This window comes from Chitinophaga sp. 22308 (assembly GCF_052045305.1).
GTDB lineage: Bacteria > Bacteroidota > Bacteroidia > Chitinophagales > Chitinophagaceae > Chitinophaga > Chitinophaga varians_A.
This window is the reverse complement of sequence record NZ_JBQEOP010000004.1, coordinates 247,775-262,230: the sequence shown is the minus strand read 5'-3', so window position 1 is coordinate 262,230 and position 14,456 is coordinate 247,775. Positions and strand designations below refer to the sequence as shown.

Annotated in this window: 9 protein-coding genes; 4 read left to right on the top strand and 5 right to left on the bottom strand. The window is 48.9% G+C overall.

Features of this window, described 5'->3' with window-relative positions:
• Nucleotides 1–92 precede the first annotated feature (92 nt).
• The 4 genes from ACTJJS_RS17135 to ACTJJS_RS17120 all read left to right on the top strand — a co-directional run bounded on the left by ACTJJS_RS17135 (nt 93) and on the right by ACTJJS_RS17120 (nt 6,673).
• On the top strand, nt 93–3,224 hold the full coding sequence (locus ACTJJS_RS17135; protein ID WP_440664588.1) for an efflux RND transporter permease subunit: 3,132 nt from the start codon (nt 93–95) through the stop codon (nt 3,222–3,224).
• Nucleotides 3,225–3,242: 18 nt separating this feature from the next.
• The gene (locus tag ACTJJS_RS17130; RefSeq protein ID WP_440664587.1) at nt 3,243–4,577 is read left to right on the top strand and encodes a TolC family protein; all 1,335 of its coding nucleotides are present in this window, start codon (nt 3,243–3,245) and stop codon (nt 4,575–4,577) included.
• Nucleotides 4,578–4,740: 163 nt separating this feature from the next.
• On the top strand, nt 4,741–5,271 hold the full coding sequence (locus ACTJJS_RS17125; protein WP_440664586.1) for an RNA polymerase sigma-70 factor: 531 nt from the start codon (nt 4,741–4,743) through the stop codon (nt 5,269–5,271).
• Between the two features lie 28 nt (nt 5,272–5,299).
• A complete protein-coding gene (locus tag ACTJJS_RS17120; protein WP_440664585.1) occupies nt 5,300–6,673 on the top strand; it encodes a S41 family peptidase in 1,374 nt (457 codons plus the stop codon).
• Nucleotides 6,674–6,757: 84 nt separating this feature from the next.
• Here the strand turns inward: ACTJJS_RS17120 and ACTJJS_RS17115 are convergent, their stop codons facing one another.
• From ACTJJS_RS17115 to ACTJJS_RS17095, 5 genes are all read right to left on the bottom strand, one after another.
• Nucleotides 6,758–7,339: a hypothetical protein gene (locus ACTJJS_RS17115; protein ID WP_440664584.1), complete on the bottom strand. Its 582-nt coding sequence runs from the start codon at nt 7,337–7,339 to the stop codon at nt 6,758–6,760.
• A 104-nt stretch (nt 7,340–7,443) separates the two neighbouring features.
• Nucleotides 7,444–8,196, bottom strand: a complete 753-nt coding sequence (locus ACTJJS_RS17110) for a hypothetical protein (protein WP_440664583.1) — start codon at nt 8,194–8,196, stop codon at nt 7,444–7,446.
• Nucleotides 8,197–8,274: 78 nt separating this feature from the next.
• Complete coding sequence (locus ACTJJS_RS17105; protein WP_168870474.1) at nt 8,275–9,690, bottom strand: T9SS C-terminal target domain-containing protein; 1,416 nt, start codon at nt 9,688–9,690, stop codon at nt 8,275–8,277.
• A gap of 127 nt (nt 9,691–9,817) precedes the next feature.
• A complete protein-coding gene (locus ACTJJS_RS17100) occupies nt 9,818–11,233 on the bottom strand; it encodes a hypothetical protein (RefSeq protein WP_440664582.1) in 1,416 nt (471 codons plus the stop codon).
• Between the two features lie 19 nt (nt 11,234–11,252).
• Nucleotides 11,253–14,399, bottom strand: coding sequence for a TonB-dependent receptor domain-containing protein (locus tag ACTJJS_RS17095; RefSeq protein WP_440664581.1), 3,147 nt, complete (start codon nt 14,397–14,399; stop codon nt 11,253–11,255).
• Nucleotides 14,400–14,456: the final 57 nt, after the last annotated feature.

The following is a 14,456-nucleotide window of genomic DNA, read 5'->3' as shown; positions in this document are numbered from 1 at the left end:
AATTGGGAGGCCATCAGGACAAAGTTCCTTATGACCTGCGCAGTACGGAATTCCCAATTCGTAATTCGTCATTCGTAATACGTAATTGGAAAATGAGTTTACCTTCATTATCACTCAAACGCCCCGTGCTGGCAATTGTGATGAATATCATCATCGTGATATTCGGCCTCGTGGGCTTTACCTTCCTCGGCGTGCGGGATTTCCCCGCCATCGACCCGCCTATCGTTAACGTACGTACGTCATACGCCGGCGCCAACTCCGATATCATCGAAACTCAGATCACCGAACCACTGGAGAAATCCATCAACGGGGTAGCCGGTATCAAAAACATATCCTCCAGCAGCAGCCAGGGCAGCAGCAATATCACCGTAGAATTTGAACTGGGCCAGGACCTCGAAGGCGCTACCAACGACGTGCGTGATAAAGTGTCTCAAGCCCTCCGCAGCCTCCCGCCTGATATTGATGCGCCACCGGTAGTGTCCAAACAGGACGCCAACTCAGACGCCATCATCTCTATGACGGTACAAAGCAATACCCGCAACCAGCTGGAAGTGACCGAATACGGCACTAACGTACTGCTAGAAAAACTGCAAACCATCCCCGGTGTGAGCGCCATTCAGATATGGGGCGAAAAAAGATATGCCATGCGTATCTGGATGGACCCCGCCAAACTGTCGTCCTACAGCCTCACCCCGTCAGACATACAAGCCGCCCTGCAACGGGAAAACGTGGAACTGCCTTCCGGTAAAATTGCCGGTAACGCTACCGACTTCACCGTACGTACCTTCGGCCGCCTCTTCACGGAAGACGACTTCAATAACCTTATCATCAAAAATATAAACGGCAGCGAAATACGCATCCGCGATATCGGCCAGGCCGTACTGGGGCCGGAAAACGAGGAAACCATCCTCAAGGAATCCGGTAGCCCCATGATCGCCCTCGCCCTCATCCCGCAGCCCGGCTCCAACTATGTGGCCATCGCCGATGAGTTCTATAAAAGATATGAACAGCTGAAAAAAGATATCCCGGAAGACTTTACCGTGAACATCGCGATGGACAATACCAAGTTCATCAAAAAGTCAATCGAGGAAGTGGAAGAAACACTGATCATCGCCCTCACCCTCGTGATCCTTATCGTATACCTCTTCTTCCGTGACTGGCTGATGGCCCTCCGTCCGCTGGTAGATATCCCCGTGTCCCTGATCGGCGCCTTCTTTATTATGTACATCTGCGGCTTTACCATCAATATCCTCACCCTGCTGGCCATTGTACTGGCTACCGGCCTTGTGGTGGACGATGGTATCGTGGTAACGGAAAACATCTACAAAAAAATAGAAGCCGGCATGCCCCGCATGCGCGCCGCCCGCGAAGGGTCGGAAGAAATCTTCTTCGCCGTTATCGCCACCTCCATCACGCTGGCTTTCGTATTCCTGCCCATTATCTTCCTGCAGGGCTTCGTAGGCCAACTGTTCCGCGAATTCGGTATCGTGGTGGCCGGCGCAGTGTTGATCTCCGCCTTCGTGTCACTGACACTTACACCGGTGCTCAACGTGAAACTGGGACGTAAAACACATACCCATTCCTGGTTTTATACCAAATCAGAACCATTCTTCCGCTGGATGGAAGACGGCTATAAAAATTCACTGGAATCGTTTATGCGTTTCCGTTGGGTAGCAGGGCTCGTGATCGCCGGCTGTCTGGTGATGATCTATTTCCTCTTCCGGACATTGCCCGCAGAACTGGCGCCACTGGAAGACCGCGGCCAGTTCCGCCTTTCCATCACCACCCCGGAAGGTACTTCCTTCGACTATATGGACAACTACGTGGACAAGCTCACGCAGTTCCTCGCAGATTCCATACCCGAAAAGAAAATTATCCTCAGCGTTACCTCTCCCGGATTCAGCGGCGCCGGCGCGGTGAACTCCGCCTTTGCCAACGTAATGCTGACAGAACCCAATGAGCGCCAGCGTTCACAAAAGGAAATTGTGAATATGGTGAACCGTAACATGGTCAGATATCCACAGGGGAAAGTATTTGCTATCGAAACACAAACCATACAGGTAGGACGCCGCAGCGGTCTCCCCGTTTCATTTGTGCTGGAACATATCAACTTCGATTCTCTCACCCGCGTACTGCCCCGCTTCATGGACGAAGTAGGCAGCAGCCCCGTATTCCAGGGCACCGACGTGGACCTCAAATTCAACAAACCGGAACTGCGCATTCACATCAACCGCGACAAAGCCACGCAGCTGGGCGTTTCCGTCCAGGATATCTCACAGACGCTGCAGCTGGCACTGAGCAACCTCCGCTATGGCTACTTCATCCGCAACGGTAAACAGTACCAGGTAATGGGACAGGTGTTCCGCGCCGACCGCGATGACCCGATGGACCTCGAAAACCTCTACGTGCGCAACTCACGCGGAGAAGCCATCCAGCTCGACAACGTGGTGACCATCGAAGAAGAAACCAGTCCGCCGATCATCTATCACTTCAACCGCTATAAATCCGCCACTATCTCTGCCGGCCTTGCACCTGGTAAAACCATCGGCGACGGCCTGAAAGAGATGTACCGTATTTATAATAAACTGGAAAACGAGAAAATAATCGACGATTCCTATACCACCGCCTTGTCAGGTTCCTCCCGCGACTACGCGGAAAGCGGCTCCAACACCATGTTTGCATTGGGCCTTGCGCTGGTACTGATCTACCTCGTGCTCGCCGCGCAGTTCGAAAGCTGGATAGATCCGCTGATCATCATGCTCACCGTGCCGCTCGCCTTTGCCGGCGCGTTGCTGTCACTGTGGGTATTTGACCAGACATGGAATATCTTCTCACAGATTGGTGTGATCATGCTCATTGGCCTGGTAACCAAAAACGGTATCCTTATCGTGGAATTTGCGAACCATCAGCGTGATGCCGGCCTCTCCAAGTCCGATGCCGTTATACATGCTTCCGCCATGCGTTTGCGTCCCATCCTGATGACCAGCCTGGCGATGGCCCTCGGCGCATTACCGATCGCGATGTCGCTCGGCGCCGCCGCCACCAGCCGTATTCCGCTGGGTATCGTGATCGTAGGCGGCATCATCTTCTCCCTTGTCCTCACCCTGTATGTGATCCCGGCCATGTATACCTTCTTCTCCCGTCACGGTAACAAGTCTGAAGACAGCGATGAAGAAGAAAGACTGGAAGGCAAAGAAGAAGAAGCGGCCGCCGCTCATGCATAAACCGTTATTAAATCTATTATGAAGAAATATATCTCCGGTATCGGCCTCCTCTTTATCCTCCTTGCAGGAAGCACGCTGTGTGCTTCTGCACAACAGAAGATACTGACCCTGGAGCAGGCCATAGACCTGGCGCTTAAAAACAATTTCAATATCCGGCTGGCCAGAAACACCGCCGAACTGTCGGCTAACGATTACGCCTATGCGAATTTCGCTTTCGTGCCCCGCCTCAACGCCACGGCAGGCACTACCTGGAACAATACCGCCACCAAGCAGGAATTCGTGAACGGCACCAAGAGAGACACCAGCGGCATCAAAGGCAACAATATCAGCGCTAACGCCACGCTCAGCTGGACGCTCTTCGATGGCCTCAAAATGTTCGCCACCCGTGATAAACTGGCAGCTATCAAAGACCTTGGCGAGCTGGCCATCAAAGACCAGATACAGAATTCCATCGCCACCGTGATTAATGGCTACTATAATATAGTACAGCAAAAACAACAACTGATCGCCGTTCGTGAACAGCTGTCCATTTCAGAAGAAAGGGTAAAGCTGTCTGACGCCAAGTTCTCTACCGGCCTTGGTCCTAAAACAGACCTGCTGCAGTCCAAAGTAGACTACAATGCACAAAAAGCATTGCTGCTGCGACAAATAACGCTCATCGAACAAAGCAAAGCGCTGTTGAACCAGCTGATGGCCGTACCTGCCGGCGCTACAGGCTACGATGTGCCGGATTCCATCCCCCTCAATACCGGCCTGTCTTTCGTGACCCTGCAACAGAATGTCGCTAATAACAATACCGCTATCAAAGTACAGCAGCAGAATATCAATATCTCCGCGCTGACCATCAAAGAACGCCGTGCAGATTATTTCCCGGTAGTTACTTTTAATTCCGGTTATAACTATAACCGCAATACCTCCAATGCCGCCTCCAATGCGTTCAGCCCCCGGTTCAACCGCAACGGCGTGTTCAACTACGGCCTTACCGCTGCCATTCCCATCTTCAATGGTTTCAATGTAAAACGACAGGTGAAAAACGCCCGGATCGATTTTGATTACCAGAGCCTAACGCTCGATAATGTCAAGTCACAGGTAGACCTTTCCCTGAACAATGCCTTCAAGGATTACGAATATTACAAGAAAGCACTGGAGCTGGAAGAAGAAAACAACCAGCTGGCAGAAGAAAATATGATGGTGGCGCTGGAACGTTTTAAGCAGGGCGTGTCTACCACCATTGAAGTAAAACAGGCGCAGCAAAGCCTTGAAGACTCCAACTACCGGCTGATACAGGCCCGTTACAACACCAAACTTGCTGAAACGGAACTGCAGCGGCTCAACGGTTCACTGCTTCAATAACGGCACTTTACTGTCAAATAATTCATAACAAAGCCCGGAATATTTCCGGGCTTTGTTATGTGTGTTACTTTGCGTCACTGCTGAAAAGAAATATCCGGGCCTTAACATTCCTGTAACATAGCCGGCTTATATTTATATCCGGATAATGCAACAACCTCGAACTATGTCTGATAGCCCGCCTAAAGAACAATTTGAGAAGATATTTGAGGAGAACAATTTAAAAGTATACCGGTTTGCGTTCAAGTTGACAGGTGATGCCAACAGAGCGCAGGAAATCACCCAGTTATGCTTTGTTCGCCTCTGGGAAAACATGCACCAGCTAAAGGAAGGGCAGGACGTATTTCCTTTGTTGTTCGTGTATGTCAAAAACCTGGTCATCGACGAAACCCGCAAACTTTACCGCGAAAAAAAAGCGATGGCGAAAGTAGCGGACAACCAGACCATTGAAACCGCCCACAGCGGAGAAAAACTGTTGCTCCAAAAAGAACTCACCACACATGTACACCAGCTGGTGGAAAATATGCCGGAACAACGGCGGAACGTATATATGCTCAGCAGAAGCCTGGGCTATAGCCACCGGGAGATAGGCCAGCAATTATCCATTTCCCCCGCCACGGTAAAAAACCATCTGACTGCAGCCCTTCAATATATCCGGAAAGAACTGACCAGTCATTTCGGCAGCAATCATAGCTGACGCCGCTCACCCTGAAAACAACATCGCCATGCGACTCTTTTCCCGTTCGTTTTTCCTTGGCAGTATCGTGCTGATGACCGCCTGCAGTAAAAAGGATGACGTGCCGCCAGTGCCAACAGGACCTGTCACGCAGCAGGAAATCAACAACTGGGTACTGGACAGCATGCGCTATTTCTATCTGTGGAATGATCAGCTGCCAGCCAATCCCAATACCACCCTGGAAACAATATCTTTTTTTTCCGGCATTAAATATACTGAAGACAGGTTCTCCCTGCTGTATAATCCTGAAGATCCGGCCACCTATGCCACTGATATCCGTAGCAAATACGGTATCGACTATAGTATTATCAACTGGCCACAACGGCCGGAAGGTGTTATCGGCGTTATCAAACTGGTAGAGCCCGGGTCTTACGCCGCAGCAGCAGGACTGAAAAGAGGCAGTTATTTTACCCGCATCAATGAAAGCAGCCTCACTGCCGCTAATGCCGCAACGCTCAGCGAACAGCTACGGACAGCTACCTCCGGCACTATCACGCCCGCTACCGTCAGCGGTGCTACGATTACCGAAAATACAGCTGTATTACTGCAAGGCAGACCGGCAACCCCCAATCCCGTATATACGTCCACGTTAATAAACGGTGCTACCCGCAAAACAGGTTATTTGTTTTACAACGCTTTTATAGACGCATACAACAGCAGCCTGCTGGATGTCTTCAGGAACTTCAAAAGTCAGGGAATAACGGAACTGATCATCGACATCCGCTACAATACCGGTGGTAGCCTAGCCGCCGCAGCTATGCTCACGGCGCTGATAGCGCCGGACGTAACAGACCAAAGCGTCTTTGTGCAATACAGCGGCAACAACCGTCTCGGTTCCCGGACACTCAGCTTCGCCACCACGCTGTCCGTTCCGGAAAATGCTGATCCCGTCAGCTTCTCGACGCTGGCCTCCGCCCGGCTGAACCTTCCGCGCATTTTTCTGTTGACCGGCAGCCAGACGGTATCTGCTGCCGAATTGCTGGTAAATAACCTGAAGCCCTATACGAAAGTGATACAGATAGGAGAAACCACCGTGGGTAAAGACAAAGGTGCTGTACTGATAAAAGACATGCGCAGCCCCCGCCGTATTCCCTGGGTGGTCCAGCCGCTGACCTACCGGCTGTCCAATGCCGATGGTAATGGTAATTATACGCATGGCATCGCACCTCAATATGCGGTAGACGAAATGAGCCAACAACCATTGCTACCATTGGGAGATGCCAATGATCCGCTGGTAGCTAAAGCCCTGTCAGTAATTGCAGGTAATGTAAGAGCAGCTGCCGAAAGTAACAACAGCCATCATCATTTCTATGATGCCGGTCGACAAGCGGCTGCTAACAGTATGGTGATCATTCCGAAATAAGAGAAAGAGAGGGGGTTAACAAAAATGAAACTTAATGGAGAATAATCAGTAAAACAGGGTTTTCCATATTATTTTAAACACGTCTCAACGCAGCTTCCCGCTTTTCAGGCCTGACCCAGCGACGGGTAAATCGTGCGTCACGATCGCTTCTGTAATTGTTTTGCTGCCCGCTCCCAGCATTAGCAGTCCACCCCGGAAACCTTTGCCCGCAGCAGGAGTATAATGCAGATGCAAATGCCTGATCACACCGGAACTGTCTTCCGGCAGATTGCCGCCAAAGGTCAGGTCCCGGAAAGGAGTATATCCTTTTCTGACCGGGGCACGGCCTAATATCAGCAGGCCGCTGGGCCCGTGGTCCGGAGCCCTTTCCACCGTTATCCGGATGGGCAGTGTTGTTGTACCTTCAGCCAGGATATGCGCCCCCCGGGTAATGACTAATCCACCGCTATGACGGCCGTCTTGTTTGTTTACCGCGGTGGGCAGTATATTGACCACTGCACCGGCTTCCATCCGCAGGGTCGCTTCGTTCGCCACGTACACCCAACCATCAATATACCAGGGATGGTTGGCTGTCAGCAGCGTATTGGAAGTAATAACCTGCCGTATGGTATCGGTCACAGGGATGATTTCCATTTTAATTTCCTGCGCAGCCGCAGGATTTATCACGTCATTTTTTTTGCAACCCGCAGTGATAACAGATAAGCTACTCAAACCATACCAGCAGTAGGGGATAAGGCGGGTTACATATTTGCTCGCGGGATGCATAAAAATCAGAGGTTAATTTCGTTAGTCAGGATAGATCCGTTACTATCATCAAATATGGTAGTAATGTTGGATTTACCAGCCAGTTCCGCACCTGTGAGAATAAAGAACTCGGAACCATCAGGCTGTAAAACCACCTGCCCTGTAGCAGGGTCCAGTAACTTGGCAGCAAACGTATAGGTGTTTCCGTTAGCATTCACCGCTCTCATCCTGAGAACAGCTGTCAATGACTTTCTCGTCCATCCTTTTACAACAAGTGGATAATCGAGCAGTTCTCCGGAATCCGGATCAGCATAAATAAATGCCAGGTCATATTTTTCGAGGGGATAGAAGGAGGCGCTTAAATTATTGAATATCTGAACATCAAATGAATCCACCGGTACTGAACCGCCGCCACCTGCACCCACAAAACCTTTCAGTCCCAATTCCGCACTATAGGCAAATTTAAACCGCTGCAGGCCATTGGCCGCAACCGTAATAAGTGTATCTGCAAGCAACTGCTGTTTACCGGCATCATAGGCGCTCAATTTGCCCCGCTTACCGGCGGGAAGTACAAACAGACTGCCTTCTCCCCGTACATCAATGGTATCCAGTTGCTTTCCATCAAAATACATCATGATTTTAGGAGTATTGGGAAGACTCAGCAACTTAACATTGACTTTGCCAAAATAATGTTCCTCCGGCAGTTCTCCCTTGCGACAGGAAGCCAGGAATGTCACAACAGTTAAAAGAAGCGGCAAACGCTTAAAAAACAGATACATATTCAAATAATTAACAGAAAAAAGATGATCATCACGTATAGAGGAAAACCCTCTATACGTGATGATGGATAAAAATGATTACAGAATAGTCCAGCCGTTAGCCCAGGTAGTGTTTCCGGTAGGGAAAGCACCAGCAGCTTTAGCAGGAGACAGGGTACCAGGAATGTAGTTGTTGATTGCACGTGTGCTGCCAAACGGAGCGTTCAACTTGATGTTGAAGTTCGGGTCAGTAGTAGTGTAACCTTTATTGGTAGTACCCACAGGAGTAAATGCAGTAAAGGAGGTAAAGTTGATCTCAGTAGAGTAAGGCAACAGATACGCATGTACGTAGTTGTTAGTCAGCGTAGAAGTACCTGCATCATACTTGGTTTTGGTATTAGCACCGGAAGCAGGTTTCTGCGTATCCAGGGAGATACCGTAGTTAAAGCCCAGGAAGATAGAGTTATTGATCGCAAACTCAGCATTTCTTCTCAAATGAGCAGCGCGGCCATATTTACCGGTACCGGAAGGCAGACCGTTAGTAATGGATGCAGCAGCTGCGGTAGGCTGGCCGATGATAGTGATGTAGTTGTAAGTAGGATGGGTGTAAGGAGTAAACGGATCACCGTTAGCGTTGTTGTCGCTTTCGAAGCCGTTAGACTGGCTCTTGTCAGCGCGGTTAGGATCAGATACGCCCAGTGCGTAAGTGATAGTACCGGAATAACCGTTGTCAGTATCAAACATATCATCCAGCGCATCGATAGCCAGCAGGTGAGAAGCGTTTACAGTACCACCGAAGAATTCGAAAGCGTCATCTTTGGATTTGTACACTTCAACGTAATCGAGGATAGTGCCGCTACCAACACCAGCCAGTGTAAGACCGTTCAGCTCATTGTCCGGAGCCAGCTCATAACCAGCGTATTCAATTCTTACATAACGCAGAATACCGGAGTTGTCTGTAGGAATGTTGTTGGCCGGGCCACCGTAAGTAGCATCAGCAGGAGGAGTGCCTGTGATACCTTCTACAGTTACTGCAGCAGTGTGATTGGTTGGTGCATTACCCAGCACTACCACGCCACCCCAATCACCTGACTGAGGAGCGGCTTCATTGGAAGTAAAGATGATCGGATCAGAAGCTGTACCGTCAGCAATCAGTTTCGCACCGCGGGTAACGATCAGGCCACCTCCTGGAGTACCAGGATTAGTGCCGCTCGGAGGAATACCTTTGATACCTTTGATCACGGTTCCAGGTTCAACAGTTACTACAGCGTTGTTAGCTACATATACCAGACCATCCAGTTTGTAAATTTTGCAGCTTTTCAGGGTGATATTAGCAGTGATCACACCAGTGATGGTGCTGTCGCCACAAGTACCGGAAGCGCCGGAAGGACCACCGGCTACTACTGCGCGGTCATTGTTTACTACGTTGTTGTCTTTTTTGCAGGATGTACCTAACAGCATGCCGAGCACAGTCGCTGCAGACACGAGGGTTACCGCTAAGGGTTTTTTGTTCATGGGATTTTTACTTTTTAAAGTTTAAAACAAATGAATACGGAATGAATGATGAATACCTGATCAGGATATATTTTTCGGGTATACGCGCGCGAAAGCGTTAGAATTTATACATGATATGAATAAACAATTAAAGCACGGTCCAACCATCCGCCCAAGTGGTTTGCCCCGTGGGGAAAGCACCTACAAGACGGGCAGGTGACAACACCTGTGGAATATAGTTACGGATGATACGCGTTGCAGAAAATGGAGCACCAAGTTTTATGTTCATGTTCGGATCGGCATTAACATAACCTCTGTTGGTTACTCCCAGCGGAGTAAATGCCCCAAAGGAAGCATAATTAATTTCCGTAGCATATGGGTATACGTACGCATGTACATAGTTGCTCGTCAGTGTTGAAGTCCCGTTCGTATATTTGGTTTGGGAGTTATCACCAGCAGCAGGTCTCTGCCTGTCCAGAGAAATTCCGTACCAATATCCTATAAAAATGCTGTTATTAATGGTAAACTCTGCATTTCTTCTTATATGGGCGGCACGTCCGTATTTACCGGTTCCGGAAGGCAGCCCGTTCGTGATGCCGGCGGCAGTGGCGTCACGCTGGCCAATAAGAGTAACATAGTTCAATATAGGGTGGGTATAAGGAGTTATCGCATCTCCATTGTAGTTGTTGTCACATTCAAAACCATTCGACTGGCTTTTGTCGGCACGGCTGGGGTCAGATATTCCAAGTGCATAAGTAATTGTACCGGTATAACCATCAGAAATATCGAACATATCGTCCAGTGGATCAATGGCCAACAGATGAGATGCATTGAAGGTGCCTCCGGAAATCCCAAAAGCATCCGTCCTGGATTTGTATACCTCGATAAAATCCAGCGTTGTACCATTGCCAACCCCAGCTAATGTCAGACCACTCAGAGAATTATCGGGAGATAATTCGTAACCGGCGTATTCTATTCTTACATAACGCAGAATACCGCTATTATCATTCGGAACATTGTTGGAAGGACCTCCATAGCTAATGTCTGCCATAGGAACACCCCCAATACCAGGCAAAGACACCGCCGAAAGGTGATTGCTGGTAGCCCGGCCTATTATAGCCACTCCCGCCCAGTCTCCCGACTTAGGTGCAACATCGCCCGAAGTAAAAATAATCGGATCTGCTGCCGTACCGTCCGCAATCAGTTTTGAACCTTTGGTAACGATCAATCCTCCTCCCGGCGTGCCAGGATTAGTGGCCTCTGGCGGGATCCCCTTAACACCTTTGACAACGGTTCCCGGTTCGATAGTCACCACCGCATTATTGGCCACATATACAAGTCCATCCAAATTGTAAACCTTACAGCTTTTCAGGACAATATTGGAAGTAATCACCCCTTTTATGGTACTGTCCCCACAGGTACCGGAAGCACCGGATGGACCGCCGGCTACTACTACACGGTCCTGCCTGGATACGTTGCTTTCCTTCTTACAGGATGTTCCCGCCATTAAGCTCAATAGCGCTGCAACGGACACAAAGGTCATTGGTAAAAACTTCTTTTTCATCGGATTCTACGTTTAAATATTAAAACTTGTACGTAAACGTTGCACTGTAAGTGCGGCCAGGCATGGATTTGAAATTAATCAGATCATTTCCTTCGCTATATTTCATATCAGATTTACTTGGTGCCTTTCCTCCCTTAATAGCGTTGGATTCTTCCGCAGAAAACTGATTCCGGTAAATCACTGAATAACTATTAAGCAGGTTTCCCAAGTTCAGCTTCAGCTCTGCCCGCTGCTTCAGGAAACGGAAACCAATCTGCGCGTCCAGCGACTGCAAAGGGCGCTCCATCAGGGAATAGGCATAGGTAAGGTTCGGCAGGAAAACACGATTGGTAACAGAATTATAAGCCAGACTTATTGATATCGGATTCATGTCGTAGTAAATCCCGGCGTTTAACATAAAATTGCTGGCTCCCATTTGAGGACGCTTTTCCTCTTCTCCTACCGTTTCCTTTATCATTACCTTCATCGGATTGGCAGGATCAAAAAGGCCTGTATTCAACATCATCCGCTTAACAGTCGCATCCAGATAGGTGAAGTTCCCATACAGCGTAATATTACGCAACACCGGCAACCGGGTAAAAGCAAGCGACTTCCTCACCTCCAGTTCCACACCATAATTCTTCGCCGACTTACTGTTATTCAACTCAAAACTGTTAAGCAAATCCTTCTGGTAAATCTCCATGGGGTACGCAAGGTCCTTATAGAAAAAAGATGCCGAAAGCACTTCACCAGGACCAGGATACCACTCATACCGGAAGTCGAGATGTTTAATAGTCGTCGACCTTAACAAACCAGAACCATACTCACCTCCTAATTCAAAATCATACTCCTGGAAAATAGACAGCTCGCGCAGGTCCGGACGGATAATACTTTCTGAATAAGCTAACCGCAGGTTCATGGACGGTGTAAGCGAGTAAGTAAGATTGGCGGAAGGGAAAAAACGCCAGTTAGGTTCTCTGCTCAGCAAATCTGAATAATCATATTCTTTACCTGGTTCACGTTTGTACTTCCGGAAAATAGAGTCAATATTGTCATTTACTTTGTTCAGGTTATAATACTCCGCTCTCAATCCCCACACTAGTCTCCATTTCTCACCGATCCTGTTGTCAAACATGGCGAACAAAGCATGCAAAGAAGCTGACCGGCGCTTGAAGTTGTCGCCAAATGTGCTCATGTCTACCCGCACATTGTTATCTGGTGTGAACGCCTTAGTCAGGGGGAAATAATTGGCGTCCTTATTATCGAATTTTGACATAGTGTTAAGCACAAAGAACAACCTGTCTTTACTCCATCCTGCATAACCGCCTTTAAAAGTGTTATCAAACTTTACGTTGCCTGCATCGAACTTAAAGGGAACAGATATTGCAACATCCCAGTTATAGTTGTTTTCCAGGGCACGGCTCCACCATCTCAAAGCGCCTTCCGAAAAATTGCTGCTAACGGTAGAAATGTTGTACTCATTTTTGTCTGCGCCATCCGCCTGCTTGTAGTCAGCCAGCATCATGTGATTATCTGGTTTCTGCCGGTCCAGTTTCAGGTAACTGCCGCTCCACTTCAAACGAACACCGTTGCGGCCGATGGCATGTTCTCCTCTCAGCTGGTTTTGCCACAAAGACGTTTGCATGGCAAGATCAAACAATCCCAACGTATTGTCAGAACCAAACTTTCCGTTCTGGCCTGTACCGAATATCAGTTGCTGGTCCAGCGTTCGCAGATAAAGTGATTGAAAACCTATCCGGCTTTTTTCATTCCTATAGCCGAGACCCAGCATCCCCCCCAGATTAGTAACAAAGCCATAGCGCTGCCCTTTAAATAATAAATCACGCTGCCCCTGGTTACCCTCCACTTCTGCAAAACCTTCCCGTCCCAGCACAATATCCTGTGTAGATAATGTATTACGATAACTGGCAGCGGCCACCAGTCCCCATTGCTGGCCGGCATTACCGCGCAGCACATGACCAAATGATGCCTGAAAGTTGGGTGATACCGGTGCTTTAAATTTTGTTACCGCCCAGTTGTTGTTAAACAAAGCCGCGTTTTTCCCTTCTTTATTATAATAATCCACCGCATCAAATCTGTCCTTCCAGTCCAGTGTGCCAAACAGATACCGGTGTTTCGCCGCACTGCCGCGATATTCACTGCCGCTCAGTGGCAGGGACAAAAAATCCTTTCCTGTTGTCTTATCATTATAACTGCCGCCAACAGACAGGTTCAGAAAATTTTCAGCAGGAATGTCCAGCGTATTCACTTCTACCAGGCCACCCCCAAATTCCGCACTGCGGTCAGGTGTGATGGTCTTTATCACCGTAATATTTTCCACTATATTGGAAGGAATAATATCAAAGCTGAAATTCTTTCTGTTCAGCTCTGTGCTGGGCATGATCTGCCCGTTCAGCACTGCCTGGTTATAACGTTCACTCAGCCCGCGCACTACCACGTATTTATTGTCCATAGTGGCCAGACCGCTCACTCTCTTTAATACCTCACCAATATTTTTATCCGGTGTACGCGCAATTTGTTCTGCACTGATGCCATCGGTAATAGCAGCGTTATTCTTTTGCAGCGCATACAAACCCTCGATAGAAGCCTTGCGGTAATTACCGGTCACGGTCACTTCTTTCAGGCGGGAACCGCTGTTTTTCAGCACTACGTTCAGCGGAATAATGTCTTTTTCTTTCACAGCGATATCTGTCACTTTCCTGGTCTCATAAGAAACAAAGCTGAAGCTAAGGCTGTACGTACCAGGATTCAACACCAGCTCATAACTGCCATCTACAGCCGTGATGGTGCCTTGCCCGCCCTGCGCGGCTACTGTAACGCCCGGCAGCGGTTCATTTTTAGCATCCACCACTTTCCCGCGGATGCGGCCATTGGTCTGTACTGCCGGCGTAACCACACTGCCTTTGCGCAGTGCTATCACATGATTTCCGGTCAGCTCCACGTCCAGTGGCGTATGTTGATCGATATAGCTCAATACTTCTCCCAGCGGCGTACCCGGAAACCGTGCTTCACTAACAGTGCACTGTTGCAAATACTCCGGATCATAAATAAAGGTATAGGGTGTTTGTTGTTGCAACGCTTTCACAACAGCGGCAGCATTGGTTTTGCCCAGCTGCAATTGTACCTTGTCGGTAAGGGACTTGTAAGCCTGTGCTAATATCAGCATAGGCGATAGTGGAACGAAAAAAAACAACAGGATCATCACACGACATGACATACTTTC